26 protein-coding genes are annotated in these 26,461 nt (G+C 58.2%); 13 read left to right on the forward strand and 13 right to left on the reverse strand.

The annotated features are described in order from the left end of the window. Positions 1-49 precede the first annotated feature (49 nt). The 7 genes from GYN01_RS08140 to tkt all read right to left on the reverse strand — a co-directional run bounded on the left by GYN01_RS08140 (position 50) and on the right by tkt (position 7,657). Entirely contained in the window at positions 50-997 is a 948-nt protein-coding gene (locus GYN01_RS08140) for a FecR domain-containing protein (protein WP_203306860.1), read from the reverse strand. After that, positions 994-1,497, reverse strand: a complete 504-nt coding sequence (locus GYN01_RS08145; protein ID WP_203306861.1) for a sigma-70 family RNA polymerase sigma factor — start codon at positions 1,495-1,497, stop codon at positions 994-996. The genes GYN01_RS08140 and GYN01_RS08145 overlap by 4 nt, the downstream gene beginning before the upstream one ends. Before the next feature lie 276 nt (positions 1,498-1,773). Continuing rightward, complete coding sequence (fba, locus tag GYN01_RS08150; RefSeq protein WP_047278209.1) at positions 1,774-2,838, reverse strand: class II fructose-bisphosphate aldolase; 1,065 nt, start codon at positions 2,836-2,838, stop codon at positions 1,774-1,776. A gap of 176 nt (positions 2,839-3,014) precedes the next feature. Next, entirely contained in the window at positions 3,015-3,233 is a 219-nt protein-coding gene (locus tag GYN01_RS08155; protein ID WP_203306862.1) for a hypothetical protein, read from the reverse strand. 32 nt (positions 3,234-3,265) lie between these two features. After that, positions 3,266-4,429: a phosphoglycerate kinase gene (locus GYN01_RS08160; RefSeq protein ID WP_048364134.1), complete on the reverse strand. Its 1,164-nt coding sequence runs from the start codon at positions 4,427-4,429 to the stop codon at positions 3,266-3,268. Positions 4,430-4,455: 26 nt separating this feature from the next. Beyond that, a complete protein-coding gene (gene epd / locus GYN01_RS08165) occupies positions 4,456-5,511 on the reverse strand; it encodes an erythrose-4-phosphate dehydrogenase (protein ID WP_048364133.1) in 1,056 nt (351 codons plus the stop codon). A gap of 148 nt (positions 5,512-5,659) precedes the next feature. Next, entirely contained in the window at positions 5,660-7,657 is a 1,998-nt protein-coding gene (tkt, locus tag GYN01_RS08170; protein ID WP_048402212.1) for a transketolase, read from the reverse strand. A gap of 260 nt (positions 7,658-7,917) precedes the next feature. Between tkt and GYN01_RS08175 the strand changes: the two genes are divergently transcribed. The 4 genes from GYN01_RS08175 to GYN01_RS08190 all read left to right on the forward strand — a co-directional run bounded on the left by GYN01_RS08175 (position 7,918) and on the right by GYN01_RS08190 (position 12,461). After that, positions 7,918-8,913 carry an ArsR/SmtB family transcription factor gene (locus GYN01_RS08175; RefSeq protein ID WP_048364131.1) on the forward strand — a complete coding sequence of 332 codons (996 nt, stop codon included), beginning with the start codon at positions 7,918-7,920 and terminating at the stop codon, positions 8,911-8,913. Between the two features lie 19 nt (positions 8,914-8,932). Further along, positions 8,933-10,123, forward strand: coding sequence for a methionine adenosyltransferase (gene metK / locus GYN01_RS08180; RefSeq protein ID WP_048364130.1), 1,191 nt, complete (start codon positions 8,933-8,935; stop codon positions 10,121-10,123). Between the two features lie 173 nt (positions 10,124-10,296). Beyond that, complete coding sequence (ligB, locus tag GYN01_RS08185; RefSeq protein ID WP_203306863.1) at positions 10,297-11,979, forward strand: NAD-dependent DNA ligase LigB; 1,683 nt, start codon at positions 10,297-10,299, stop codon at positions 11,977-11,979. Positions 11,980-12,065: 86 nt separating this feature from the next. Then, positions 12,066-12,461 carry a DUF1090 domain-containing protein gene (locus GYN01_RS08190; RefSeq protein ID WP_203306864.1) on the forward strand — a complete coding sequence of 132 codons (396 nt, stop codon included), beginning with the start codon at positions 12,066-12,068 and terminating at the stop codon, positions 12,459-12,461. A gap of 171 nt (positions 12,462-12,632) precedes the next feature. Here the strand turns inward: GYN01_RS08190 and GYN01_RS08195 are convergent, their stop codons facing one another. Beyond that, entirely contained in the window at positions 12,633-13,082 is a 450-nt protein-coding gene (locus tag GYN01_RS08195; protein ID WP_059765426.1) for a c-type cytochrome, read from the reverse strand. A 128-nt stretch (positions 13,083-13,210) separates the two neighbouring features. Here GYN01_RS08195 and mltA point away from each other — a divergent pair, with 128 nt between their 5' ends. After that, positions 13,211-14,356 (forward strand): murein transglycosylase A, encoded by a 1,146-nt coding sequence (gene mltA / locus GYN01_RS08200; protein WP_203306865.1) that lies wholly within the window; start codon positions 13,211-13,213, stop codon positions 14,354-14,356. Between the two features lie 100 nt (positions 14,357-14,456). On the opposite strand, the gene GYN01_RS08205 is transcribed toward mltA, so the two are convergent. Further along, entirely contained in the window at positions 14,457-15,620 is a 1,164-nt protein-coding gene (locus GYN01_RS08205; RefSeq protein ID WP_048364125.1) for an MFS transporter, read from the reverse strand. Next, positions 15,613-16,422, reverse strand: a complete 810-nt coding sequence (locus tag GYN01_RS08210) for an alpha/beta fold hydrolase (RefSeq protein ID WP_048364124.1) — start codon at positions 16,420-16,422, stop codon at positions 15,613-15,615. Before GYN01_RS08210 ends, GYN01_RS08205 begins: the two co-directional genes overlap by 8 nt. A 120-nt stretch (positions 16,423-16,542) precedes the next feature. On the opposite strand from GYN01_RS08210, the gene GYN01_RS08215 reads away from it, so the two are divergent. The 7 genes from GYN01_RS08215 (at position 16,543) to GYN01_RS08245 (ending at position 22,797) form a co-directional block, all read left to right on the forward strand. Next, positions 16,543-17,049 carry a MarR family winged helix-turn-helix transcriptional regulator gene (locus tag GYN01_RS08215; protein WP_203306866.1) on the forward strand — a complete coding sequence of 169 codons (507 nt, stop codon included), beginning with the start codon at positions 16,543-16,545 and terminating at the stop codon, positions 17,047-17,049. Positions 17,050-17,075: 26 nt separating this feature from the next. Beyond that, the gene (locus tag GYN01_RS08220) at positions 17,076-18,011 is read left to right on the forward strand and encodes a LysR family transcriptional regulator (protein WP_203306867.1); all 936 of its coding nucleotides are present in this window, start codon (positions 17,076-17,078) and stop codon (positions 18,009-18,011) included. A gap of 130 nt (positions 18,012-18,141) precedes the next feature. Further along, a complete protein-coding gene (locus tag GYN01_RS08225; protein WP_048364121.1) occupies positions 18,142-19,074 on the forward strand; it encodes a TauD/TfdA family dioxygenase in 933 nt (310 codons plus the stop codon). Next, positions 19,071-20,552, forward strand: coding sequence for an AMP-binding protein (locus GYN01_RS08230; protein WP_048364120.1), 1,482 nt, complete (start codon positions 19,071-19,073; stop codon positions 20,550-20,552). The genes GYN01_RS08225 and GYN01_RS08230 overlap by 4 nt, the downstream gene beginning before the upstream one ends. A 15-nt stretch (positions 20,553-20,567) precedes the next feature. Next, the gene (locus tag GYN01_RS08235) at positions 20,568-21,167 is read left to right on the forward strand and encodes a thermostable hemolysin (protein WP_203306868.1); all 600 of its coding nucleotides are present in this window, start codon (positions 20,568-20,570) and stop codon (positions 21,165-21,167) included. 50 nt (positions 21,168-21,217) lie between these two features. Beyond that, a complete protein-coding gene (locus GYN01_RS08240) occupies positions 21,218-22,408 on the forward strand; it encodes a multidrug effflux MFS transporter (RefSeq protein WP_048364118.1) in 1,191 nt (396 codons plus the stop codon). Further along, the gene (locus GYN01_RS08245) at positions 22,405-22,797 is read left to right on the forward strand and encodes a hypothetical protein (protein WP_048364117.1); all 393 of its coding nucleotides are present in this window, start codon (positions 22,405-22,407) and stop codon (positions 22,795-22,797) included. The genes GYN01_RS08240 and GYN01_RS08245 overlap by 4 nt, the downstream gene beginning before the upstream one ends. Positions 22,798-22,894: 97 nt before the next feature. Here GYN01_RS08245 and GYN01_RS08250 read toward each other — a convergent pair whose 3' ends face one another. Genes GYN01_RS08250 through GYN01_RS08260 form a run of 3 tightly spaced genes read right to left on the reverse strand, consistent with a single transcriptional unit; the run spans position 22,895 to position 25,443 of the window. After that, a complete protein-coding gene (locus GYN01_RS08250; RefSeq protein ID WP_203306869.1) occupies positions 22,895-23,797 on the reverse strand; it encodes a transporter substrate-binding domain-containing protein in 903 nt (300 codons plus the stop codon). 25 nt (positions 23,798-23,822) lie between these two features. Beyond that, complete coding sequence (locus GYN01_RS08255; RefSeq protein ID WP_048364115.1) at positions 23,823-24,173, reverse strand: RidA family protein; 351 nt, start codon at positions 24,171-24,173, stop codon at positions 23,823-23,825. Positions 24,174-24,201: 28 nt separating this feature from the next. After that, positions 24,202-25,443, reverse strand: coding sequence for a D-amino acid dehydrogenase (locus GYN01_RS08260; protein ID WP_203306870.1), 1,242 nt, complete (start codon positions 25,441-25,443; stop codon positions 24,202-24,204). A 109-nt stretch (positions 25,444-25,552) separates the two neighbouring features. On the opposite strand from GYN01_RS08260, the gene GYN01_RS08265 reads away from it, so the two are divergent. Further along, the gene (locus GYN01_RS08265) at positions 25,553-26,461 is read left to right on the forward strand and encodes a LysR family transcriptional regulator (RefSeq protein WP_048402219.1); all 909 of its coding nucleotides are present in this window, start codon (positions 25,553-25,555) and stop codon (positions 26,459-26,461) included.

Genomic DNA, 26,461 nt, shown 5'->3' on the forward strand with positions numbered 1-26,461 from the left:
TGAGAATCGAAATCAGCAAGGTTAAAACTCAAACCTTTTGCATCGGCGCTCAGGCCGGTTCGATGCTGGCCCAATAGCGGGTCATGAAACGAACCTTTACCGGCAGGGTTTTGCTGAGATTCTCCAGCACTGTTTCTGTATCATCGATACGAAACGCCCCTGAAATGCGTAAGTCTTGAACTGCTGCCGCACAGTGCAGAACCCCCGGACGATAGCGACTCAACTCATCCACAAAGTCGCCCAGCCGCCAGTCGTCCACACTCAACATGCCGTGTACCCAAGCCGTCGAGCCTGCGGATAAAGGGCGAATGGCATCGACACCCTCGCGGTCGAACGTGACTTGCTGCCCCGCCTCCAGTCGCACGGGCTGACCGGCAAAGCGGTAGGCCGACACTTCGACAGCGGCCTGCAGCACCCCGACCCGAGTGTGCCCGGACAGTTGACGCACGCTGAACTGCGTACCCAGTGCGCGAACGCGACCTTGGGCGGTGTCCACGATAAAGGGACGTTGGGCCGGGTCCTTGGCGGTCTGAATCAAGATTTCACCCCGGTACAGCTGGATCAGCCGTTGGTGTGAGTCAAAACGCACATCCAGCGCCGTGTCGGCATTGAGTTCCAGCTGGGAGCCATCCGCAAGCGCAAGCGTGCGCCGTTCACGGCTGCCCGTGCGTTGCCGGGCCAGCATCGAGCGGTACGGCACCTCTTCAACCGCCAGCCAGCCACACGCGCCTGCGGCCAGCAGCACACTGAGTATTTTCAACACTTCACGGCGCTGTGCCTTGGCGGCACTGAGACTGGACAAAGCCGACTGGCGGGGCACCCTGGCCCATTGTTGCTGAAGTTTCTCGACACGCGACCACGCAGCCGCATGCTGGGGACTGGCGTCCAGCCAGGTTTGCCACGCACGGGATGTGGCCTCGCACTGCGCGCCGTCATTCAATTGCACGAACCACGTCGCCGCGGCCTCAAGCGTCTTGAGGTCAGGCGCGCGGCTCATTCGTCCTCCATCAGCAACAGGCAGCGGGTCATGGCGCGAATCAAATGGTTTTTCACGGTGGTGACGGACACACCGAACCGTTCGGCTGCCGCCACGTAACTCAGCCCTTCAAGCTGCACGGCGAGGAAGATCTCGCGGGTGCGGCTGCCCAATTCATCGAGCAGCGTATCGATCGAGACCAGCATTTCGATGATCGACAGACGCGTCTCGGGCGACACATCCACCGGCTCTGGACGTAGCGACAGCGTGTGCAGATAGGCTTGCTCAATGGTGCGGCGGCGCGATTTATCGATCATCAGCGAACGCGCAATCGCGCTCAGATAGCCCCGCGGTTCGCGGATCGGCGTGTCGATACGCGCCGTCATGACGCGCACAAACGTATCCTGGGCCAAGTCCGATGCATCGGCCGCATTGCCCAATCGCACCCGCAACCAGCCCTTCAGCCAACTGTTGTGGTCGCTGTACAACTGATGAAAAGCTGAACGTTCAAGCGCCGACATGAGCATGCCACCAATGCGTAAATGGTAATCGCTCGCATTGTCGTGATGGCACGCTGATTATGCAAGGGGGATTCGACAGCAGGGGTTGGCCGGGCAACAGGCATAAAAAAATCCGCAGTCCCTGAAGACTCCGGATTTTCGGGTTGCGTGCGGCGGGTCGCTCAAGATTCAGCTATTAACCGGGCAACACTTTCTGCCTTTTTACAGGAGCCAGCGAGGGCTGCGAGCTTTTGATCTTGAAAGCCCACAGCCTTCGCCAGCACCTAAAAACAGGCCTTAGTTGACCTTGGCGTTCAGTTCACCCTTGAGGTAACGCTGGTACATGGCTTCCAGGGAGATCGGCTTGATCTTCGAAGCGTTGCCAGCGGTACCGAAGGCTTCGTAACGGGCGATGCACACGTCACGCATGGCCGTCACGGTCGCGCCGAAGAACTTGCGCGGGTCAAACTCGCTTGGGTTGGTCGCCATCAGGCGACGCATGGCGCCCGTCGATGCCAGACGCAAGTCGGTATCGATGTTGACCTTGCGCACGCCGTGCTTGATGCCTTCAACGATTTCTTCAACCGGCACACCGTAGGTTTCCTTGATGTCGCCGCCGTACTCGTTGATGATTTTCAGCCACTCTTGCGGCACCGAAGACGAACCGTGCATCACCAGGTGAGTGTTCGGAATACGTTTGTGGATTTCTTTGATGCGGTCAATCGCCAACACGTCGCCGGTCGGTGGCTTGGTGAACTTGTACGCGCCGTGGGACGTACCAATGGCAATGGCCAGGGCGTCCACTTGGGTGCGCTTCACAAAGTCAGCCGCTTCTTCCGGGTCGGTCAGCATTTGGCTGTGATCCAGCACGCCTTCAGCGCCGATACCGTCTTCTTCGCCGGCCATACCGGTTTCCAGCGAACCCAGGCAGCCCAGCTCGCCTTCTACCGACACACCACACGCATGCGCCAGCGCAACTGTCTGCTGGGTGACACGCACGTTGTAATCGTAGTCAGTCGGGGTCTTGCCGTCTTCGCCGAGCGAGCCGTCCATCATCACCGAGCTGAAACCCAGCTGGATCGAACGTTGGCACACGTCAGGGCTGGTGCCGTGGTCCTGGTGCATGCACACCGGGATATGCGGGAACTCTTCGATTGCAGCCAGAATCAGGTGACGCAGGAACGGAGCGCCTGCGTACTTGCGCGCACCGGCCGAAGCCTGAACGATCACCGGGGAGTCAGTCTTGTCAGCGGCTTCCATAATGGCGCGCATCTGCTCAAGGTTGTTGACGTTAAAAGCTGGAACGCCGTAGCCGAATTCGGCGGCGTGGTCCAGCATCTGACGCATGCTGATAAGTGCCATTGTGTGTCTCTCTCCCGGACGAGGGTCGTTAATCGTGCAAGCCTGCCGTAGCGGCAGCTGCTATTCAAGTTTTTGCAGATCGGGGGTTTAGCCCTTTGCTGCGAATTCGTTTTCGCTGAAACGTTACAGCTCCAGCCATAGCTACACGCCGCTCTGTAGGAGCTGGCGTGTTCAAATCATGGGCACCCGCGTACTTTTGAAGGCGTGGGTGACTCGTATTTTTCCAGCGCTTGCGGCCCTGATCGTTTATTGACCAATGGCAAGCTCTGCGCCTGCCAGTCGGCCTGATAGCAGCCGCTCTCTTCAGGCGTAGCCGCTTCAGGTACTGGCTCGCTTGAACCGGCGCAACCGGCCAACAAGCCCGCGATCATCAACAGCGGTAACAACTTGACCATGTCCATGCTTCCTTTCAGGGCCTGAATCATTTTCAGGCTTTGGCGCGGCTTTCCAGCACTTCTACAGCAGGCAGCACTTTGCCTTCAACGAACTCAAGGAATGCACCGCCACCGGTGGAGATGTAGGAAATTTGATCGGCCACACCGTACTTGTCGATGGCCGCCAATGTGTCGCCGCCGCCTGCAATAGAAAATGCAGCGCTGTCGGCGATGGCCTTGGCCAGCACTTTGGTACCGTTGCCGAACTGATCGAACTCGAACACGCCGACAGGTCCGTTCCACAGGATAGTCTTCGAGGTCTTCAACAGCTGCGCGAAGTGCTCGGCTGTTTGTGGGCCGATATCCAGAATCATGTCGTCTGCTGCCACGTCAGCAATCAGCTTGACGGTGGCTTCGGCGCTTTCAGCAAATTCCTTGGCCACGACCACATCGGTAGGCAACGGCACGTTGACCTTGGCGGCGATGGCACGCGCGGTGTCCAGCAAATCAGGCTCGTACAGCGATTTGCCCACCGGATGACCGGCCGCCGCGAGGAACGTGTTGGCAATGCCACCGCCAACGATCAGCAGGTCGCAGATCTGGCTCAGGCTGTTGAGTACGTCAAGTTTGGTCGACACCTTGGAGCCTGCAACAATCGCAGCCATTGGCTTGGCCGGAGCGCCCAGGGCTTTGCCCAGTGCGTCCAGTTCCGCCGCCAGCAACGGCCCCGCGGCCGCCACTTTGGCGAACTTGGCCACGCCGTGGGTCGAGCCTTCGGCGCGGTGTGCAGTGCCAAAGGCATCCATCACAAACACGTCGCACAGGGCCGCGTATTGCTTGGCCAATTCGTCGGCGTTTTTCTTTTCGCCTTTGTTGAAGCGCACGTTTTCGAACAGCACGATGTCGCCGGCTTTAACGTCCACGCCATTGAGGTAGTCGCTCACCAGCGGCACTTCACGGCCCAGCGCCTTGCTCAAGTAATCAGCAACAGGCTTGAGGCTGTTTTCTGCTGAAAACTCGCCTTCAGTCGGACGGCCCAGGTGCGAGCAGACCATGACTGCCGCGCCTTTTTCCAACGCCAGCTTGATGGTCGGCAGCGAAGCAAGGATGCGCGCATCGCTGGTGACAACACCGTCCTTGACTGGGACGTTGAGGTCTTCGCGGATCAGCACGCGCTTACCTTGCAGATCGAGGTCGGTCATCTTCAACACGGTCATGGGTCGCAGTTCCTGAGTTTCTAATGTTAGAGAGCGGGTTTTGGGTGAGTTACGTGCAGATAGTGCTCAGCCACATCGATCATTCGATTGGCAAACCCCCATTCGTTGTCGAACCACGCCAGCAGGTTCACCAGCCGGGGGCCGGAAACGCGGGTCTGGCTGGCGTCAACAATCGCCGAATGCGGGTCATGGTTGAAATCACAGCTGGCGTGCGGCAACTCGGTGTATGCCAACAAGCCTTTGAGCGGGCCGCTGGTGGCAGCCTCGCGCAGCATATCGTTCACTTCCTGCGCGGTTGTGTCGCGCGCAGTGGTCAACGTGATATCCAGGCACGACACATTCAAGGTCGGCACCCGTACGGCTTTGGCTTGAATTCGGCCAGCAAGTTCCGGCAACAAACGTTCGATGCCTTTAGCCAGACCGGTGGACACCGGAATCACAGACTGAAACGCCGAACGTGTACGACGAAGGTCTTCGTCATGGTAAGCGTCAATCACCGGCTGATCGTTCATCGCCGAGTGAATGGTGGTGATCGACACGTATTCCAGACCAAACGCTTTATCCAGCAAGCGCAGCAGCGGCACGCCGCAGTTGGTGGTGCAAGAAGCGTTGGAAATCAGGCGTTCGGTACCGCTCAGGCTGTGCTGGTTCACGCCGTACACGATGGTGGCGTCAGCATCTGCCTCGCTGGCCATCGGTTGCGAAAACAGCACCGCCGGTGCGCCGGCATCCAGAAAACGTTGGCCGTCAGCGCGCGTGTTGTAGGCACCGGAGCATTCCAGCACCAGATCTACGCCCAATGCGGCCCAGTCGATGCCTTCCGGAGTGGCACTGCGGAACACTTTCACGCAGTCGCCATTGATATGCAGGCAGTCGCCTTCGATCCGTATCTCGCCGGGAAACCGGCCATGTGTGGAGTCGAAGCGCGTCAAATATTCGAGACTGGCCATGTCGGCCAAATCATTAAGTGCAACAATTTCAAACCCGGCAGCCGCGCCTCGTTCAAACAACGCCCGCAAGACACAACGACCAATGCGGCCGTAGCCGTTGAGTGCAACTTTGTAAGGACGCAGTTCAGGCATGGGGTTCTCTTATTCAAAACCTGTAGTCGCTGCCAAAGGCTGCGACAAGGACCGCAGGGCCTTCAAGAAACGGGTTGCAGAGCAACCCTTCGCAGCCTGCGGCAGCGACTACGGGGAGCGCGGCAGCCAAGGGCCACCGCGTTGTGATTTAGTCTTCCAGCAGTTCTTGGGCCTGATCCAGGATGTTTTCCAGGGTGAAACCGAACTCCTCGAACAAGGCAGGCGCAGGCGCCGACTCGCCGTAGGTGGTCATGCCGATGACGCGACCTTCCAGACCCACGTACTTGTACCAGTAGTCCGCGTGGGACGCTTCGATGGCAATACGCGCGCTGACTTGCAACGGCAGAACCGACTGCTTGTAGCCTGCGTCCTGAGCTTCATACACGCTGGTGCACGGCATCGACACCACACGGACCTTGCGGCCTTGCTCGGTCAGCTTCTCGTATGCCTGAACGGTCAGGCCAATTTCAGAACCGGCGGAGATCAGGATCAGCTCAGGCTCGCCTGCGCAATCTTTGAGCACGTAACCGCCCCGGTTGATGTCGGCAATTTGCGCGGCATCACGGGTTTGGTGATTCAGGTTCTGACGCGAGAAGATCAGCGCCGACGGGCCGTCTTTACGCTCAAGGGCGAATTTCCAGGCCGCTGCGGATTCAACCGCGTCGGCAGGGCGCCAGGTGTCCAGGTTCGGCGTGGTACGCAGGCTGGTCAGTTGCTCGACCGGCTGGTGCGTCGGGCCGTCTTCGCCCAGACCGATGGAGTCGTGGGTGAACACGTAGATCACACGCTGCTTCATCAAAGCCGACATGCGGATCGCGTTGCGGGCGTATTCCATGAACATCAGGAAGGTCGCGCCGTAAGGCACCAGGCCGCCATGCACGGCAACGCCGTTCATGATCGCGCTCATGCCGAACTCACGCACACCGTAGTACATGTAGTTACCGCTGGCGTCCTCAGCCGACACACCTTTGCAACCTTTCCACAGGGTCAGGTTGGAACCGGCCAGGTCAGCCGAACCGCCGAGCAGTTCCGGCAACAGCGGGCCGAACGCGTTCAGGGTGTTCTGGCTGGCTTTACGGCTGGCGATGGTCTCGCCTTTGGCGGCCACTTCATTGATGTAGGCCGTCGCCTTGGCATCGAAGTCGGCAGGCAGGTCGCCCTTAAGACGACGGGACAGCTCAGACGCCAGTTCCGGGAATGCGGCAGCATAGGCTGCGAAGCGCTTGTCCCACTCGGATTCAACCGCGGCACCGGCCTGCTTGGCATCCCATTCGGCGTAAATATCGGCCGGAATTTCAAACGGCGCGTAGTTCCAGTTCAGCGCGGTGCGGGTCAAGGCGATTTCGTCGTTACCCAGTGGGGCACCGTGGCAATCTTCCTTGCCCTGCTTGTTTGGCGAGCCAAAACCGATGGTGGTTTTGCAGCAGATCAGGGTTGGCTGATCGCTTTTGCGCGCGGTTTCGATCGCGGTTTTGATTTCTTCCGGGTCGTGACCGTCAACGTTGCGGATCACTTGCCAGTTGTAGGCTTCGAAACGCTTTGGCGTGTCGTCGGTGAACCAGCCTTCAACTTCGCCATCAATGGAGATGCCGTTGTCGTCGTAGAAGGCGATCAGTTTGCCCAGGCCCAAGGTACCGGCCAGTGAGCCAACTTCGTGGGAAATGCCTTCCATCATGCAGCCATCACCCAGGAACACGTAGGTGTGGTGATCAACAATGTCGTGGCCAGGACGGTTGAACTGCGCGCCCATGACTTTTTCTGCCAGGGCAAAACCCACGGCGTTGGCCAAACCCTGACCCAATGGACCGGTCGTGGTTTCAACGCCCGGCGTGTAGCCCAGCTCCGGGTGACCGGGGGTGCGGCTGTGCAACTGGCGGAAGTTTTTCAGGTCATCGATCGACAGGTCGTAACCGGTCAGGTGCAGCAACGAGTAGATCAGCATCGAACCGTGGCCGTTGGACAGCACGAAGCGGTCACGGTCAGCGAACGACGGGTTGCTCGGGTTGTGCTTCAGATAATCGCGCCACAGAACTTCGGCGATATCCGCCATGCCCATAGGGGCACCTGGATGGCCGCTGTTGGCTTTTTGCACGGCATCCATGCTGAGTGCACGAATGGCGTTGGCACGCTCACGACGGCTGGGCATCGCTGTTCTCCTGGGTATTGATAAATAAAACGAAACGGAAAAAAGGCGAGCATTTTCCCTCAGGCAGCGCCCTCGGGCAATGACAGATAGTCACTTGAGCGGTTTTTCCTGCGCTTAACCGTTCAATCTGCTGAGGATTGGCCCGCTTCGCTCGTCCATTCACAGAACCCGTCCGACAAACGCACCACTTATCGACCAATATCAAAAAGTTTTGATATTGAACTTGCGACGACACAAACGGGTAACTAGACTGCCACCCCATGAACTTACGCGTGCCTTCAATTCGCCATGACGATTGCGACGAGCTCTCCGCCCTGTGCAAGGCTGGAGGTGATCCGCTGCGACTCAATGTGCTGCGCGCGTTGGCCAATGATTCATTTGGTGTGCTGGAGCTGACGCAGATTTTTGCAACCGGCCAGTCGGGCATGAGCCATCACCTCAAGGTGCTGTCCCAGGCCAGGCTGGTGGCCACCCGCCGCGAGGGCAATGCGATCTTTTATCGCCGCGCCCTGCCGCACACCGAGCAACTGGGCGGCACGTTACACGCCGCGCTGCTGGAGGAGGTCGACAACCTGACCTTGCCCGCAGAGGTACAAGCACGCATCAGCGCCGTACACCGGCAGCGTGCTGCCGCTAGCCAAGATTTTTTCTCACGCATTGCCGAGAAGTTTCGCGCCCAGCAAGACCTGATTGCAGGCTTGCCGCAGTACCGGGACAGCGTACTGGCACTGCTCGACAAACTGAGTTTTAGCCCTGCGGCCACGGCCCTTGAAGTCGGCCCCGGCGACGGCAGCTTTTTGCCTGATCTGGCCCGCCGCTTTCATCAGGTCACGGCACTGGACAACAGCCCGGCGATGCTCGAACTGGCGCGCCAGGTGTGTGAGCGAGAAGCGCTGAGCAACGTCAGCCTGACCTTGGCAGACGCGCTCAACGGTTCGCAGATCCAGGTCGATTGCGTGGTGGTGAACATGGTCTTGCACCATTTCGCCGCACCGGCCGACGCATTAAAGCAACTGGCCACCCTGCTGCAACCTGGCGGTAGCCTGCTGGTAACAGAGTTGTGTAGCCATAATCAGGCGTGGGCCCGCGAGGCGTGCGGTGATTTATGGTTAGGTTTTGAACAAGATGATCTGGCCCGTTGGGCCACCGCTGCGGGACTGGTTCCCGGGGAAAGCCTCTATGTAGGCTTACGTAATGGTTTCCAGATTCAGGTCCGCCACTTTCAGCGACCCTCTGGCAACACTCACCATCGGTAAATATTAGGAAACCGTCGAGATGAGCGAATACTCCCTTTTCACCTCCGAGTCCGTGTCTGAAGGGCATCCGGACAAAATCGCCGACCAGATTTCTGACGCGGTGCTGGACGCCATCATTGCTGAAGACAAGTTCGCCCGTGTGGCGTGCGAGACTCTGGTGAAAACCGGCGTAGCGATCATCGCAGGCGAAGTCACCACCTCGGCCTGGGTTGACCTGGAGCAGATCGTTCGTGACGTGATCACCGACATCGGTTACACCAGCTCCGACGTCGGTTTCGACGGCGCGACCTGCGGCGTGATGAACATCATCGGCAAGCAGTCCCCTGACATCAACCAGGGCGTTGACCGCGCCAAGCCTGAAGATCAGGGCGCTGGCGACCAGGGCCTGATGTTCGGCTACGCCAGCAACGAAACCGAGGTGCTGATGCCAGCACCGATCACCTTCTCGCACCAGTTGGTACAGCGCCAGGCTGAAGCCCGCAAGTCCGGCCTGCTGCCGTGGCTGCGCCCGGATGCCAAATCCCAGGTTACGTGCCGTTACGACAACGGCAAAGTGGTAGGTATCGACGCCATCGTGCTGTCGACCCAGCACAGCCCGGACGTCAGCGCTGCTGACCTGCGCGAAGGCGTGATGGAGCTGATCGTCAAGCACGTGTTGCCTGCCGAACTGCTGCACAAAGACACCCAGTTCCACATCAACCCGACTGGCCAGTTCATCATCGGTGGCCCGGTGGGCGACTGCGGCCTGACCGGTCGCAAGATCATCGTTGACACCTACGGCGGCATGGCGCGCCACGGCGGCGGCGCATTCTCGGGTAAAGATCCGTCCAAAGTAGACCGCTCGGCTGCTTACGCCGGCCGTTATGTGGCTAAAAACATTGTGGCTGCCGGCCTGGCTGAGCGTTGCGAAATTCAGGTTTCCTACGCAATTGGCGTCGCTCAACCGACTTCGATTTCGCTGAACACCTTCGGCACCGGCAAAATTTCCGACGAGAAAATCATCAAGCTGGTGCGTGACGTGTTCGACCTGCGTCCTTACGCGATCACCAAGATGCTCGACCTGCTGCACCCGATGTACCAGGAAACCGCAGCCTACGGCCACTTCGGCCGCACGCCGCAGACCAAAACAGTAGGCGACGATACCTTCACCACGTTCACGTGGGAGCGTACCGACCGCGCTGAAGAGCTGCGCGCTGCTGCTGGCATTTAACGACGCCCGCTGCACCCAAAAGCCCCGGACAGGTGACTGCCCGGGGCTTTTTTTTGGGCAAAAAAAACTGTGCCGCAGATTGGCTAGGCCGCAACACCCTGTAAACGTCCTGATGCGCCTGCAAAAAAACCTGCGCTAGCCTTAAGCATTCATTCCGGGCAAGGACGCTCATGATGCTGGCCACACTCCGTTTTATCGGCACTTTTATAGTCGCACTGCTCACGCTCAACGCACACGCGAACACTTGCCCTGACTGGCCGTCCATACGCGCGCAGCAGCACCTCGCCACGCTGAGCCAGCAATTGAAAACCTGGGACGACAGCTACCACCGCCGCGGAGTCTCACTCGTCACTGACGCGGTTTACGATAAGTCGCGCGCTCGCCTGGAGCACTGGCGACGCTGCTTTGACGCTACGCCTGTGGATAACCCGCTGCACACAGCTCGCGGCAAGGTCTGGCACCCGATAGCCCAGACCGGACTGCAAAAACTGCCCGACGAGCAGGCCGTCAACCATTGGCTAAAAAACCGTCAGGGGGTGTGGATACAACCCAAAGTCGATGGCGTCGCAGTAACCCTGGTTTATGAGCAAGGCCATTTGCAGCAGGTCATCAGTCGCGGTGACGGTGAGAAAGGGCAAGACTGGACGCCCGGCGCACGCTTGATCAGCGCCATTCCAAAACAACTGCCCCTGGCGGTAAATGCCGTGCTGCAAGGTGAGTTGTACTGGCGCATGTCCGGGCACGTGCAAGCCACATCCGGCAGCCTCAATGCGCGCAGCACCGTGGCGGGGTTAATGGCCCGTCATGACCTGCCAGCGGAACACGCCCATGACATTGGCTTGTTTGTATGGGACTGGCCCGATGGCCCGGACACCCAAACCGAACGGTTGCAGCAACTGAGCGCGCTGGGCTTTATTGACAGCCTGACCTACAGCCACCCCGTCGAGCAGCTTGAGCACGCGCAACACTGGCGCCAGCACTGGCATAACAGCCCCCTGCCCTTTGCCACAGACGGCGTGGTCTTGCGCCAAAGCCAGCGCCCTGCCGCGAAGCGGTGGCAAGCCAAACCGCCGAACTGGGCCGCCGCCTGGAAATACCCCCATGCGCAGGCCATCAGCGAGGTGCGCAAGGTAACGTTCAAGATTGGCCGCACCGGGCGTATCACACCCCTGCTGGAACTCACCCCGGTTCGGCTCGACGACCGACAAATCCAGCGCATCAGCCTTGGCTCGCTACAACGCTGGCAAACCCTAGACATTCGCCCCGGCGATCACGTAGCCATCAGCCTGGCGGGCATGACGATCCCGCGCTTTGATCACGTCGTTTTTCGCGCTCCCGAGCGTATTGAAGTACAGGCACCTGACCCCCATGACTTCCACGCACTGAGTTGTTGGCAAGCGAAACCGGGCTGCGAAAGCCAGTTTTTGGCGCGCTTGAACTGGCTGAGTGGCAAAAAAGGTCTGGACCTGCCGTTTGTCGGCCCTGGCACGTGGGAGAAGTTGATCCAGGCCGGCAAAATCAGCCGCTTGCTGGATTGGTTGACCCTCAATCCTGCTCAGCTTGCTAGTATTACGGGCTTGGGCGAACGCAGCAGCGCACGTTTATTGAAGAGTTTGCACACCGCTCGGCAACAATCATTCGAACGCTGGGTCAAAGCACTCGGGTTGCCGCCCACCGGTGACAGCGCCTTGGGCCAGTCTTGGCAGGCGTTGGTTGCACGCGACACCAAGGACTGGATGGCGGAACCGGGCATTGGCCCGCGTCGCGCCGAACAGCTGAGTGCGTTCCTGCGCGACCCTGACGTACGGGCCTTGAGCCAAGAATTACAAGCTGTCGGGATTGCCGGTTTCGACTGATCCCACCAGCGTTTACCCAAGCGCATGCTGCGCCTGGGATCTACCGAACTGTGTGTATTGTTACTTTTTGTTATGGAGCCTTTTTTATGAAACTTCTTTCACCGCTCGCCCTGTTCACTGTTTGCGGCCTGCTGGCTGCCCCACTGATGGCTGCGCAACAAGCGCCTGAATTGACCGGTTGCGCTGCCAAAGTCAAAAATATCGAAACTCAACTTGAGTACGCACGCGCCCACAACAACCCCTTCCAGGTGGCGGGTCTGGAAAAAGCACTGAGCGAAGTCAAAGCCAATTGCACAGAGGCTGGCCTGAAAAAAGAACGCGAAAAAAAGGTACTCGACGCCAAGCACGAGGTTAGCCAGCGTCAGGCGGATCTGGACAAAGCCATGAAGAAAGGCGACCCGGAGAAAATCGACAAGCGTAAAAACAAACTGGCTGAATCGCGCAAAGAATTGCAGGAAGCGCTGGATCAGTTGGACCAGTAAGCCCACTACACCCTCAACCCCACCCTCTCCCGCAAGATGAGGGCGCCGATGCGCGGCGTAACGGGGGATTGCATGCATTCAGTCTGTCTGGCGAATGAAGCGCTCAGGCTGTAGGCATTCAGTCCCCTCTCCCTCAGGGAGAGGGTGAGGGTCTGTTGATTCAACACTGACTCAGTGGTTGCGAAATTCCTTGTGGCACGCGCTGCACGTGTCTTCAACTTTCTGCACCGCAGGCGTCAGGTTGCTGGCTTTATACGGCTGCACCTGACTGGCAATCACCAGCTCACCGGTCGCTGCTTCCAATTGACGCGCCAAGTCCTGAAAACGGGCCTGTTTTTGCCAGACATCATCAGTCGCGCTGGTTTGATCAGACTCTTTAACTTGTGGGAAATGCTTCCACGGCTCGTGAGCCAATGCATCAAGTTTGACCGCACCTTCAGTAAAACGCGGGCCATCGAACGGAATTCGACCACGCAGCATGCCGCCCAGGTCTTCACTGGTCTTGAGCATCTGCTTGAAAATCGCTTTACGCTGTCCCAATGGCGAATTGGGATCAACCCCACCACACGCCGACAGCGTCAGGCAGGCCAGCAGTACAACAGTCAATCGTTTCAAAGTCATGGTCGCTTCACATCACGAAAATCGGTCGCCAGTATCCTCGTGTCACCTGCAAAGACCAATACCCCTATTGAATATAAGGATTGCCTTGACGGTCATCAGACCTCGGCAACCGCAAAGGAACATCGCAGATGAGTCGTTTTTTAAAGCCTCTGGCTTGGGCGCTGCCCGTCGTCATGTTGCTGACAGGGTGCAATGGCACCGACAACGAAGCCAAACAGCCGGAACCCCCTCACACCACTTACAGCAAAGCCGACTGGAGTGCGCTGCCAGAGGTCACAGGGGCGGATTTGCAAGGCGGTTTCACATCATGGCGCAGCGCCTGTACCCGGCTCAAAGCCGACCCTAACTGGGGCAACCTGTGCAGCGAAGCCGCCAAACTGCCTGCCAACCCCGATGTGGCCCAGATCAGCAGCTTTCTGCAAACCCATCTCGACGTGTACAGCCTGCGTTCCGCCGAAGGCAGCAGTGACGGCCTGATCACAGGCTATTACGAACCGGTCTACCCCGGCAGCCTCACCGCCACCGACGTGGCCCACGTTCCGGTTTACGGGGTGCCAGCGGATTTGATTGTGGTCAATCTGGACAGCCTCTACCCCGAACTCAAGGGCAAGCGTTTACGCGGACGCCTTGAAGGCCGTGTGATCAAACCCTACGACACAGCTGCCACCATCAACGCCCAGGGCCTGAACGCCCCGGTGATCGCCTGGCTGACCGATCCGATGGACCTGCAATTTCTGCAAATCCAGGGATCGGGCCGCGTGCAACTCGATAACGGCCGCCAACTGCGTATTGGCTACGCCGACCAGAATGGCCACCCGTACAAGCCAATAGGCCGCTGGCTGGTTGAACAAGGCGAGTTGAAAAAAGAAGACGTGACCATGGGGACCATTCACGCGTGGGCGATGGCGCACCCGCACCGGGTCAATGAACTGTTGGCCAGCAACCCCAGCTACGTGTTTTTCACCCAGAACCCCGACAGCAACGAAGGCCCTCGCGGCTCGTTGAATGTGCCACTGACCGCAGGCTATAGCGTGGCGGTGGATCGCAAGGTGATTCCATTGGGCAGCCTGCTGTGGCTGTCGACCACGCACGCTGACGGGCAACCCATCGTGCGTCCGGTGGCGGCACAAGACACCGGCGGCGCGATTGCAGGTGAAGTGCGCGCCGACTTCTTTGTCGGTACCGGCCCCGAAGCCGGCGCGCTGGCGGGCGACATGAAGCAAAAGGGCAATATCTGGTTGCTGTGGCCTAAAGGGATGCCGTTACCGCAATAAAGCCGATCAGCCGCTACGCGAGGCAAAGGCTCAGGTCATCGCCGCAAAATGCAGCCGAAACTGCTGCGGCGAAACCCCGAGAGCACCGCGTTGAATCCCTTTACGTCCGCGAGGCTGAAACAGACCTTAACGGTGCGAAGTGCCTGCACAGGATCAGGAGTATGGCCACGGCGATGGCCATACCCACCCACGCCAGTCGAAGCGAGGCCAGTTCATCACGCAAAACGCCCGCCAAAAAGGGCATGGTTCCGGCGATTAAATAACCGCCCCCCTGGACAAACGCCAGCAACGACCCCGCTTCGGCGGGTGAACTGGCATGATCCAGGGTCACGATCAACGACAGCGGGAAAAGAGCCCCGATGCCCAGCCCAAGCAAAATCGTCGCTGGCACGACCAGTGCGAGCGGCGCCGCAATCAAACAGCCCAGCCCGGCAATGACCAGGATAATCACCAGCGCGAGCGGACCTCTACGGTCCGGGAACCGATGAATGATTGCTGATACAAAAAGCCCGGCCAGCACCTCTGTGAGCGTGAGCGCTCCCAACAGATACCCGGCATTGGACGCTGGCCAACCCAGCTCGATGTAATACGGCGGCAACCAGGCCAACACCAAGGTGTAGGCGCCGGTGCCTATCCCGAAAAACGCCATAAGCAGCCAGGCACGGCTGCTTTTGATGGGCAAGCGGGCCTTATTGGCTTGGGGACGATGGTCATTGACGCTTATCACCCATACACCGAAGGCGATGATTGCCGGGAATGCAGCCATCCCGAGCGTCATTCGCCAGCCAAGCACATCGGCACTGGGCGCCGCTGACGCGGAAGCGATGGCCGCCCCGGCCATGATCCCCGTCGTAAACAAGCCCATCAAGGTGCCTGCACTCTGGGGATAATTGCGCTTAAGGAAGGCAGGCATCAGCGCCTGGGTCACCGCGATCCCGATACCGCCCAGGGCCGCCGTGGCGATCAAACTGGACGAGCCGTCAATGTACGCACGCGCGCCACTGGCCACGGCAATGAGCAACAGGCCCATTGCAATCCCTTTGTTTTCACCGATCCAACCCTGTAGCCAAGGCCCGGCCAGCGCAAACAGGCCCATCATCATGACCGGCAGCGTGGTCAGCAGACTTGCCTGAGCACTGCTCAGTGCCAAGTCAGTTTGCAGGACGCCCAGCAAAGGCCCGATTGAAGCCATGATGGGCCGCAAGTTGATGCCAACCAGCACAGCCAGAATGCCAATCATCGTTTTTGAGAGGCGACTATCCATGCCGATGTCCTTGCAAAAAATCAGTGACCAGACGGTTGAATTCAGCAGCACAAGGGACATTGAAAACGTGCCCTTCACCCGCCACCACTTCAACTACGGCCGACGGGATCAGGTCGCCAATTGCCTGAGCCTCTGCAACAGAACTCATAGGATCGGCCTGACCGGCCAGAACCAGGGTCGGAGCGGTTATCAGCCCCAACCGGGGGCCGACATCGTAACGCTTCATCCCCTCACACCAGTTAACAGGGTTACGTGCATCTTGCGCCGCCGCCTGTGCATGCCAGGCCTGATAACACATCATCCCGGCCGAGGTGTCGGCAAAGGCCTGACCCACCAGGTCAGTCCAGCTCGATTTAAACCGCTTCAGGCAGCCGTCGGGCTGCGTCAGCGCCTCTATCCAGCTATCGAGCATCTGTTGTCGATGCGGCGTGGCCATTGTTTTAAACGTCCCGGCGACCACCAATTTGTCGACCGCGTCGGGATACTGCGCTGCCACTTCCAGAGCGACCATACCGCCGAGCGATAAACCGATAAAAATGGCACTTTCCAAGCCAAGAAACTCAAGCAGGGCCACTATCGCCTGTGCTTGCTCATGTGCGGTGAACGCCCGGCCCACATTTGCGGATGCACCATGCCCCAATAAATCAGGGATAATCACCCGGTGGCCTAAACGCAGCATGTCCACGACCTGCGGTGCCCAGACCCTTCCTGTGTTCCCCAGCCCATGCAGAAGTACTATTGGAGTCCCGGCCCCTGCATCGAAATAGTAATAGCGGTCTTCACTGTGATCGAAAAATGCCATACGTCCTCCCTCGTAAACTGCGTTCGATGACAAAGATATCTTAACGTTAAGACATCTGGAAGCCGATAATGTTCGTTATCCTGCCAACGCCGATGCGTTTACGAATAAAAAGGAGCAGCTTTGAAAGACCATGTAGATTTTGTGGTGGCCCAGTGGGCTGAAGCAATGCCCGGTATAGACGCCTTCTCAATGGAGATTTTTGGCCGAATGGCCCGCATCCAAAAACACCTGGATCGCCTTCGCGCTGAAGCCTTGGCTCAATATGGATTTAAAGAAGGTGAGTTCGACGTCCTGGCCACTCTTCGTCGCTCAGGGGCACCCTATTGCCTCACGCCAACCGAACTTTATCGCTCACTGTTGATAACTTCGGGGGCCATGACCAACCGTTTGACCCGACTGGAAAGCGCCGGGATGATCGAGCGCATAGTGGATGAGCAAGACAGACGCAGCGTGCAGGTGTGTCTGTCTGAACGGGGCAAGGCCTTGATTGAACAGGCGGTAAACACACATACAGAAATCCAGAATTGCGTGCTTGCACCGCTCAAGGCCGAGCAGCGGCAAACCCTGGCCGGAATTCTGAAAAGCGTACTGTCACATCTGCCCGGCGAGTGCGCTCCCACCGAGTGATCAGCATAATTTAGAGGGAACTTTCTATGCTACACAGCAACTATCTCAAGCAACTGGATCTGCAAGACATCGTCGTGTTTTTGAACTTGCTTGAACAACGCAGCGCCAAGCGCACCGCCGAGCTGATGAGCATCAGTCAGCCAACCGTCAGTTACTGCTTGAAAAGGCTGCGCGGGTGTTTCGACGACACGCTGTTCGCCTCGTCACAGGGCGCATTACTCCCCACAACGAAAGCAGAAAAAATCGCGCCGTATCTGCGCGTGGTCGTGGAATCAGTCAACCGCTGTGCAGAGGAGGAAGCCGGTTGGCCCTCGGCTGCCGTGACCAAAGTCTGGCAAATATGTGCACCCGAGCATTTCGAGTTGTCTGTCTTGCCGCAGGCCCTGCAGTCGTTGGGCAAAGAGCAGACCGCTGTCTCGTTGCACCTGGAACGCCTGAGCCGTGACCTGCCCATTGACCGGCTCATCTCCGGGGACGTCGACATTGCCATCGGGTTTGGCCCGGGTTATCACCAACTTCACCCGGAACTGGAATGGCAATCCATCTTGAATGATCAATTTGTGTGCCTCACCAGTTATCTAAGACAGGACGCTGGCAAGACCATGAGCCTGGATGAGTTTTGTGCATCGCCGCATGTATACCCCACGCCCTGGCTCTCTGAAAAAAACATGGTCGACAGTTGGCTCGATAAAATAGGCCGTGCGCGCAAAGTATTAGTCAAAGCAAACGGGTACCAGGCGTGCGTCAATATTATTGCCGCCGTTCCGGCCACCTTGGCACTTCCCGCAAAACTGCTACCGTTACTTCGTATTCCTGAAAGTGTGGTCATCTGTGAACCGCCGATGGGGTTCCCACAATTCACGCTGGACATGATCTGGTCAAAAGACCGCAGTCGCAGCCTTGATATTGGCAACCTTAGAAGGTTAATCCACAGTGCCTCCGAAGAAATCATGAACAAGTAAGATAAGTAAAATTTAAATTTTCCGAGCGCATTTCTAATTCTTAAAACCCGCACCAATCAAGTTTCTCTTACTGTGTGTTCACCGGTAGCAGCCATGGCTACCAGAGCTCACCCTCCAGGAGGAACGTTCGATGCTGGCTCAAGCGCAGTCGTTAGATTTCCCGTTTTATCGCCAACCTACACCAGGCTTTGGATTTGAGTGCCTTTATGCAGTAGAACCTGACGTCAAGGCACTCACGTCAGTCAGCACTGAGGAGTTGTACGGTGACCTCGCCCACAGCGGCGTGGTGATTTACCGCGATTTTAGCGACACACTTCAAGATTTTAACGATTTTGTCAGCGCTCACTCGTCGAGAGTCACGTTCGATCCTGCGCGCACCACATCGACTGCCAACACCGCCGAGATTATTGCTGGCTTGCATGAGATGGGCCTGCATCGGGAAAACGGAAACCTGCCGTTCAACCCTGATATCCAATGGTTCTTCTGCCTTGAAGCCGCTTCGGTGGGCTCTGAAACAACAATGTGTGACGGCCAAAAGGTGCTCTTTGACCTGTCTTCTAAAACACGCAAACAGTTTGAAAACACACCGATAAAATATTCGCGCCGTATTCCATGGAATAACGTCAAGCGTTTTCTGAGTGTTGAACTTGAGCTGCCTCTCGAAGACATCACCGATGAGCACTTGGAACTCGTTAACCAAAAAGTGACCGGCCAAACTTATCGCCGAATTGACCAGAACTTAATCCACTCGCAATTAATCATTTCAGCAGTAGAAACAAGCTGCTTTGGTGGCAAACAAGCCTTCTGCAATTCCATGCTTGGCCCAAGTGTTAACTATGAGCCACCCCGCATTACATGGGAAAACGGCGACGATATATCCCTCGATATATGGGATGAGTTGAAAGACGTTACCGAGCGCAACACCTACAGCCACTTCTGGAAGAAAGGCGATATCGTCGTGATTGATAACACCCGCGTCATGCACGGCCGTCGCCGCCTCGACGATCAGTCCCGCCGTATTTTTGGTGCTCAAAGTTATCGTGTAGGAGGGATTGATCAATGATCACGAAAAAAATGCAGGACTATTTGACCGGCACCCCTGACCGGGTTGTTATCAAAGAAATGAACGGTCGCAGCTATACCTTGTATGAACTGCGCAACGATGTGAACCGTCTGGCCAGCGCGCTTGAAGAACGTGTGGGTCGCTGTGAGCGCAAGGTGTTCGGCATTGCCATGCGCTCTTGCTACGAATGGGTCTATACGCTGCTGGCGATCCAGAAAGTGGGCGGTGTGCTGCTGCCCGTGCCTATCGAGTTCTCCGACGATCAAATCGAGAGCCTGCTCGGCAAAGCCAGCGCTGTATTTGTCAGCGATGAAAAGACCAAAAGCCGGATGGGCCACATCCTTCCGTCCAAGCCATGTTTCATACCTGCCCAATTAGTGACAGGCCAGACGCATGAAGCCTGGAGCCACGAGGATGAACGCCTGGCTGAAGGTATCGTGTCGGTTATCCACACCTCGGGCACTACGTCTAAGCCAAAAGGGGTCTTGATCCGGGACGAGGCCGTCGGGCTGCTCGTTGACAATGTAATGAAGCGACTGCCGCAGCAGCCCCTCCATTACTTCTCCATTGTTCCCATGAGCCTGCTCATCGAACAGGTGCTCGGCGTGTTCATACCGATCCTCTCGGGCGGCACCTTGACGCTGATGCCAAAAGGCATCGCAGAGTACGGTTCGGCGAGCGGCAATGCGCGGCATTACCTGGAATTGATCGCGCCAAACGAGCCGAACTTCCTGTACCTCCCACCAAAATTGCTGGAAGAAGCCAACCTGCTTCTGGAAACCCACACCCGCGAGCAGTTGTTCGGCAATAACCAGCCGCACATCATTACCGGTGGCGCCAAAATACCGGCCAGCGTGCTCCACGAACTGGACGCCAAAGGCGTGCAGGTATTCGAAGCCTATGGCCTGAGCGAAAACTCATCGATCATTTCCCTGAACTCACCCGCTGAACGCCAACTGGGTTCAGCCGGCAAGCTGCTGGACGGGATCGAGCCCAAGTTCGTGGACGGTGAGTTGCTGGTCAAAACACCCACCCTGTGTGCCGGTTACTACAACTCGGATGACACCTCCTGCGATCTGTCCGATGGCTATCTGCACACCGGCGACATTGCCGATTTGCGCGACGGTTTTTTGTATATCACCGGACGAAAAAAGCACGTCATCATCCTGTCCACCGCACGCAACATCTCGCCCGAGTGGGTTGAAAACGTCTACAAAGAAAGCCCGCTGATCGACGACATGATCGTGATGGGTGAGGGCAAGGATGAACCTTGTGCACTGGTGCTCTCGTCCGCAGACGAGCCAACCGTGCGGGCCGAAATGGCCAAACTGGAACATCGCCTGGCGGACTTTGCGCGGATTAACCGGATGAAAGTGATCAATGACATTTCCGGTTTCAGAGAGCAGTTCTACACCGTCACCGGGCGTCCACGTCGCGCTGAAATTGAAGCTCGCTTCCTTGACTCGTTGTACGCATAAGCGAAAGGAAGCCTTATGTACTTAGTACGCAATTTCTACCGCGACCGACCGGGCTATCGCTGCGTTCAGGAGGCCGTGCGCGATAACTACTTGAAGCATTACGGCGCGACGCCTGAGCCAAAACCGGACCTGTTCGTCTGCCTGACCCAAGCCGATGGCGCAGCACCAGGGTTTGCCTGCCTGGGCATCACCTATGGTGATTCCGGGACGCTGTTCAGCGAGCAATACCTCGATGAATCGCTCGACACCTCCTATGCCATTGGCCGTGCGCGCATTGCAGAAATCGGGGCGTTTGCTTCTTTTCAAAGCGGCAGCGGTGCTGGCAGATACCTGCTCAACACGGTCCTCAAAACGCTGGCCCTGCATAACTACGGCCTCGTCGTGCTGACAGCCACTGAACAGGTTCGACAGATTCTGGGCCAGATCGACGTCAGCCTGGATGATCTGGGGCAGGCCGACCATAGCCGCGTGAAAGATCAGCAGGTCAACTGGGGTACCTACTACAGCCAGGGCCCCCGCGTAGTTGCTTCACGACTCAGCCCGCCGATGTCGTGGGAGCACAAGCCGCTGGGCTTAGTGCGACCTCAAAACTATGCCCTTGCGGCATCCGCTTAACGTATCCCGGCCCGGGTGACGCTCGTCACCCGGGCCTTTGAGGCTTATCTATGGTTACTAATAAGCGTTACGAAAACTTCATCGTCTTTCTGGCCCCGCTGATCAACAGCGTCGGCGGCATCGCCATTGACCTCTACGCGCCAAGCATCCCCTCCATTGGGCGGGAGCTGGACGCCAGCCCGTCGCTCATGCAGAACACCATCACCATCACCCTGCTGTGCTACGCCATCGGGCAACTGTTCTTCGGCATTCTGGCGGATGCGTGGGGACGCAGACCGGCCGTGTTGCTGGGACTTGGCCTGTTCCTGGCCGGGAGCGTCATGGCGGCCACATCGTCCTCCATTGAAATGCTACTCGTCGCCAGGGCTTTGCAAGGGTTTGCCATTGGCGCGTGTCAGGTCGTAGCGCGAGCGGTACTGGTCGACACGGTCAAAGGTCCTCGATTTACGGTGGCGATTATTTACCTGAGCCTGGCGTTCGGCTTGGGCCCCGTGATCGCACCCTATATTGGGGGCGCCATTGAGGTGCATTTTGGCTGGAGATATAACTTCGTTCTCTACGCCGTCTATGGCCTCGTGGTGTTGGCGTTCGTCATGGCGGGCCTGAAAGAATCGCTGCCCGTTGAGCGCAGAAGAAGCCCACTTCAGACAGTGGCTGGCTATGGCGCAATTCTGGCCGATAGCAATTTCCGCGCGTCAGTGATTATTCTGGGCGCCAGTTTTTCTGCCTTTTTGTTGTGGAACGTTATCGGTCCCTACATCGTGCAGGACCGCCTGGGGTACAGCGCCCAATTCTTCGGGACCACGGCATTAGGCGTAGGCGCGTGCTACCTGACAGGCACGTTGATCAACCGCTTTTTAATCAAGTTCATCGCCCCCGCAAAATTAATGTGGGCAGGCGCCGCACTCTTCGTGACGGGCGCCGCCGTTATCGCCTCAACCCCCAATGAACTGCGCCTGGCGACTGCGCTGGCGGGCATCATGCTGATTGCATTTGGTCAGGGGTTCATTTTCTCCAATGCGCTGGCCCGCTCCATGTCGCTGTTCCCTGACCGGGCAGGTGTTGCTGCCAGCCTTCAAGGGTGCCTGATGCTTGCGTTTGGTTCTGCGGCTTGCGCGGCGGCCAGCGCCTTGCCGTTGCAGACTAACGTCGCTATCGCGGGTCTGTTCTTCGCCTTGTTTGTGGTCACCCTGATCGGGATGCTGTCGCTGGGCCTGTCCCGCAGAACGGCCATCGCATGACGCCGCTCATTTGGGGCTTTCGCGCTGTACTGGGCGGGTTCTGGCTATGGGCCGGGCTGAGTAAGTGGCTCTACGGGTTCGATGCCACGGCATTTTTGCAGGGTGCGCTCGGCAACCCCGCTGTCCAGGCCGCGCCTTACGCAGGGCTGACGGTTGCGGTGGTTGAGTGGCTGGTTAAAACGGGGATGCCCGTCGTCAACGCTGTCATCCCGCTGCTGGAGGTGGCCCTGGGGGTCTGGTTTGTGTCTGGCAAAGTGCTGCGCGGCGCAGCCCTTGGGCAGGCCGGTATGAGCCTGATGTTTGTGGTGTGCGGCGCTATCAGCTGGAACCCGCTGCTGTTGGCGAGTTCATGCGTATTGCTGGCGCTGCCACTTCCTAAAAAACCGTAGCCTCTGCCGAAGGCTGCGTCAGGTCACTCACCTCGAGTGGCCTGACGCAGCTTCGCGGTGCTCGGCTGCTACAGGCCCTCAACAGGTCAGTGGCGGTTTACTCCACAGGATCGCTCACGGGCTTGGCAATGATTTGCTTGAGTTCGGCCGTCATCGGGAACTCCAGGTTCAAGCCATTGGGCGGGATCGGCTGCTCGAACCAGCGCTGGTAAATACCCGTGATTTCACCTGAGCGGTACAGGTCGGCCAGGGTCTGGTTCACCACCGCCAAGAACTGCGGATCGTCTTTGCGCACCATGCAGCTGTAGATTTCACGCGATTGTTCATCCCCCACCACCACCCAGTGATGCGGGTCACGGGCCTTGGCGCGTTCGCCATAGAGCAGCGCGTCATCCATGTAAAACGCCACTGCGCGCCCGGTTTCGAGCATTTTGAACGCCTCACCGTGGTCTTTGGCGCTGATCACATTCATGCCCATTTTGTGATCGGCACTGTAGCTTTTGATGAAACGCTCATTGGTGGTGCCCGCCGTGGTCACGACGTTTTTCTCGCGCAGGTCATCAAAGCCTTTGATGCCGCTGTCCTTGGCGGTCAACAACTGGCCTTTGACGTAAATAAAACCATAAGAGAACGCCACCTGCTTTTGCCGTTCCGCCGTCACACCCGTGGAACCGCATTCCAGATCCACCGTGCCGTTTTGCACCAGAGGAATACGGGTTTGCGACGTCACCAGGTTGTATTTGATTTTCAGCGGTTTATCGCCCAGCTTCTTCTGCACGTTTTCGACGATTTTATTCGCCAGATCGACGGAGTAACCCATCGGTTTGCCCGTGTTATCGCCCACATAGGAAAACGGCACCGAAGCATCGCGGTAGCCCAGCGTGATGCTGCCCGAGTCGGCAATTTTCTTCAGTGCGCCCTGCAATGGCGCCTCTGTGGCGGAGACTGCCTGACTGATCAACAGGCCCAACGTGCAACTGATCAAGGTGAGTTTTTTCATCTTCTTATTTCCCCTTTAAAACAGATTAACGACGTGCAGCAATCACGCTGATTTCAACCAGCACTTGGGGCCGCGCCAGTTCGGCTTGCAGCGTGGTGCGGGTCGGCGCCTTACCGGCTGACAACCAGGCAGACCACACCGTGTTCATGGCGGCGAAGTCGCGCTGGATGTTTTGCAGGTAAATCGTGGCATTGAGAATGTGGTCCTTGTCACTGCCGGTCTCGGCCAATAAGGCGTCGATTTTGCCAAGGACTTCCGCGGTCTGCGCAGCAATATCCACGGTTTGAGTCGGCACCTGACCGGACAAAAACACCAGCGCCTCAAACGTCACGGCGGCGCTCAATCGCTCATTGCTGTTAATGCGGTGAAGGGTCATCGGGCTTTCCTTGTGGTGAACTACAGATTCAAGCGGCATGCGGCGCAAGGCCGTGCATGTCGATGGACGTTTGACGTTGCGCGATCAGCTCGGCCAGTAAACGGCCGCTGCCACAGGCCAGGGTGAAACCCAGTGCGCCATGACCCAGATTGAGCCACAGGTTGCGATAACCACTGGCGCCCAGAATCGGCACACCGGTGGGTGTTGCAGGGCGCATGCCAGCCCACTCAGTGGCCTGGGCATAGTCGCCCGCCTCAGGGAAGGTGCTGCGCGCCAGTTGGCGCATTTGTGCGAGGCGTTTGGGGTCCGGGGCCGGGTCAAAACCCACGATGTCGACCATTGCCGCGATACGCAGTTGCTCGCCAATCCTTGCGTAAACAATTTTGCGGTCGTAGTCGGTGACGCTCACGTGCGGAGCTTTTTCCACATCGGCCAGCGGCAAGCTCAGGCTGTAGCCTTTAAGCGGATACAACGGCAGGTTCAGACCGGGCAAGCGCAGCGCCGGGCTGTTGTGGCCCGCCGCGAGGACCAGTTGATCGACCTGCAAACGCTCATCGCCCATGTCCACGGCCGACACGGCACCGTGACTGTGCACCACACCCGTCACGGGCTTGCCAAGCACAAAGGTGCAGCGGCCAGAAGCCTCTAAGCGCGCGACCAACTGCTGGCAAAACGCGTGGCAATCACCCACTTCTTCATCCGGCGTGTAAATGCCACCCACAAAACTTGACCCTTGCAGACCCGGCGTAAGCGTTGCGCATTCACTGGCCGACAGCGCGTGTTGGAAAGGGCTGTGGATAACGTTTTGCCGGGCTTTATCGAAATGGCCCTGCTCACGAAAAGCCACGAGCTTGCCGTTTCGTCGCCAGCCAAACCCGCTCAGTTGGTCTTCTTCGCGCCACTGTTGCAACGTTGCCTGGCTCAATAGCGCCAAACGCAGCAAATGTGCACCGTTACGCTGATTCACCGAACCACGGCAGGCGCCGACAAACGCGGCCAGCCAGCGCCATTGGGCCGGGTCCATGCGCGGGCGCAGCTTGAGCGGTGAGTCGGCGCGCAACAGCCAGCCCATGGCCTGCCACGGCACGCCAGCATCTGCCAACGGTGCCACGTAGCGATAGGACAATTGGCCGCCATTGGCAAAGCTGGTCTGGCTGCCCAGCGTGGGCTGGGCTTCGATCAGCGTCACTACAAAGCCGTCACGCACCAGCGCATACGCCGTTGCCAGCCCAATGACGCCACCGCCGATGATGCAAACCCGCTGTGCCATGTCAGTCCTTAACCCAAAGTTATGCGAACCTCAGATTAGGGGCAGGTGACAGGCGCCGAACAATGAATAAAGATGCTTGACCCATAAACAAAGGTTATGGACTACAGCCATGCGCTTGCGACATATCGAAGTTTTCCAGGCTATTCGCCAAACCGGCTCGGTGAGCGCAGCGGCGCAGTTACTGCACGTCTCGCAACCGGCGGTAAGCAAGGTGTTGCAGCACGCCGAGTTGCAGTTGGGGTTTGCGCTGTTTTTACGGGTACGCGGCAAACTCCAGCCCACGCCCGAAGCCTTGCTGCTGGAGCGCGAAGTCGACAAGGTCACTGAAAGCCTGCAAGGGGTGCAGCGTCTGGCTGAAAGCTTGCGCCGCCAACCCGGTCACCGGTTGCGCATTGGCAGCACGCCCGCCCTGGCCTTGTCACTGATGCCGCCGGTGATCAGCGAATGGACGCAGCGTTATCCCGATACCCAGTGCGAGCTGGCCAGCGCGCACACCCGTGAACTGGTGCAAAACCTGTTGATGCGCGAACTGGACGTGGCCCTCACTTTCAAGCAACCCGAACACCCAGGGCTCAAGGCACAGGCGTTGGCTCATGGGGTTTTAGTGGCGCTGGCACCCAGGGACTACTGGGCCGAAAAAGACCTTGGTGTACCCTTGGCACTGGATGAACTGGCCAACGCACCGTTAATCGGTCTGAGCAGTGCCGACCCGCTGTTTGCGCGGTTTGAAAGTTACCTGAACACCGTCGAACCGCCGCCGCGCATCAACATCGCGGTGCAAACCTATTCGCTGGCCAGAGCCATGGTGGAGTCAGGTGCCGGATTGGCAGTGATTGATCCGTTTACCGCGCTGGGGGCCTCACGTGAGAGCACGCGGATACGGCCGTTGACACCGGCATTGCCGATCACGCTGTACGCCTTGACCCGTGCCGACGAACCGGGCCCGCATACACTCGACGGGCTGCTGCAACTGTTTGCCCAACGCGCCAGCGAACAGTTGCAGCGGTTGTCCTCCTAA

This window comes from Pseudomonas weihenstephanensis, from assembly GCF_016812185.1.
Taxonomy (GTDB): domain Bacteria; phylum Pseudomonadota; class Gammaproteobacteria; order Pseudomonadales; family Pseudomonadaceae; genus Aquipseudomonas; species Aquipseudomonas weihenstephanensis.

Coding starts and splice junctions, on each gene's coding strand:
- GYN01_RS08140 (WP_203306860.1), bottom strand. CDS start 997: ATGAGCCGCGCGCCTGACCTCAAGACGCTTGAGGCCGCGGCGACGTGG.
- GYN01_RS08145 (WP_203306861.1), bottom strand. CDS start 1,497: ATGTCGGCGCTTGAACGTTCAGCTTTTCATCAGTTGTACAGCGACCAC.
- fba (WP_047278209.1), bottom strand. CDS start 2,838: ATGGCACTTATCAGCATGCGTCAGATGCTGGACCACGCCGCCGAATTC.
- GYN01_RS08155 (WP_203306862.1), bottom strand. CDS start 3,233: ATGGTCAAGTTGTTACCGCTGTTGATGATCGCGGGCTTGTTGGCCGGT.
- GYN01_RS08160 (WP_048364134.1), bottom strand. CDS start 4,429: ATGACCGTGTTGAAGATGACCGACCTCGATCTGCAAGGTAAGCGCGTG.
- epd (WP_048364133.1), bottom strand. CDS start 5,511: ATGCCTGAACTGCGTCCTTACAAAGTTGCACTCAACGGCTACGGCCGC.
- tkt (WP_048402212.1), bottom strand. CDS start 7,657: ATGCCCAGCCGTCGTGAGCGTGCCAACGCCATTCGTGCACTCAGCATG.
- GYN01_RS08175 (WP_048364131.1), top strand. CDS start 7,918: ATGAACTTACGCGTGCCTTCAATTCGCCATGACGATTGCGACGAGCTC.
- metK (WP_048364130.1), top strand. CDS start 8,933: ATGAGCGAATACTCCCTTTTCACCTCCGAGTCCGTGTCTGAAGGGCAT.
- ligB (WP_203306863.1), top strand. CDS start 10,297: ATGCTGGCCACACTCCGTTTTATCGGCACTTTTATAGTCGCACTGCTC.
- GYN01_RS08190 (WP_203306864.1), top strand. CDS start 12,066: ATGAAACTTCTTTCACCGCTCGCCCTGTTCACTGTTTGCGGCCTGCTG.
- GYN01_RS08195 (WP_059765426.1), bottom strand. CDS start 13,082: ATGACTTTGAAACGATTGACTGTTGTACTGCTGGCCTGCCTGACGCTG.
- mltA (WP_203306865.1), top strand. CDS start 13,211: ATGAGTCGTTTTTTAAAGCCTCTGGCTTGGGCGCTGCCCGTCGTCATG.
- GYN01_RS08205 (WP_048364125.1), bottom strand. CDS start 15,620: ATGGATAGTCGCCTCTCAAAAACGATGATTGGCATTCTGGCTGTGCTG.
- GYN01_RS08210 (WP_048364124.1), bottom strand. CDS start 16,422: ATGGCATTTTTCGATCACAGTGAAGACCGCTATTACTATTTCGATGCA.
- GYN01_RS08220 (WP_203306867.1), top strand. CDS start 17,076: ATGCTACACAGCAACTATCTCAAGCAACTGGATCTGCAAGACATCGTC.
- GYN01_RS08225 (WP_048364121.1), top strand. CDS start 18,142: ATGCTGGCTCAAGCGCAGTCGTTAGATTTCCCGTTTTATCGCCAACCT.
- GYN01_RS08230 (WP_048364120.1), top strand. CDS start 19,071: ATGATCACGAAAAAAATGCAGGACTATTTGACCGGCACCCCTGACCGG.
- GYN01_RS08235 (WP_203306868.1), top strand. CDS start 20,568: ATGTACTTAGTACGCAATTTCTACCGCGACCGACCGGGCTATCGCTGC.
- GYN01_RS08240 (WP_048364118.1), top strand. CDS start 21,218: ATGGTTACTAATAAGCGTTACGAAAACTTCATCGTCTTTCTGGCCCCG.
- GYN01_RS08245 (WP_048364117.1), top strand. CDS start 22,405: ATGACGCCGCTCATTTGGGGCTTTCGCGCTGTACTGGGCGGGTTCTGG.
- GYN01_RS08250 (WP_203306869.1), bottom strand. CDS start 23,797: ATGAAAAAACTCACCTTGATCAGTTGCACGTTGGGCCTGTTGATCAGT.
- GYN01_RS08255 (WP_048364115.1), bottom strand. CDS start 24,173: ATGACCCTTCACCGCATTAACAGCAATGAGCGATTGAGCGCCGCCGTG.
- GYN01_RS08260 (WP_203306870.1), bottom strand. CDS start 25,443: ATGGCACAGCGGGTTTGCATCATCGGCGGTGGCGTCATTGGGCTGGCA.
- GYN01_RS08265 (WP_048402219.1), top strand. CDS start 25,553: ATGCGCTTGCGACATATCGAAGTTTTCCAGGCTATTCGCCAAACCGGC.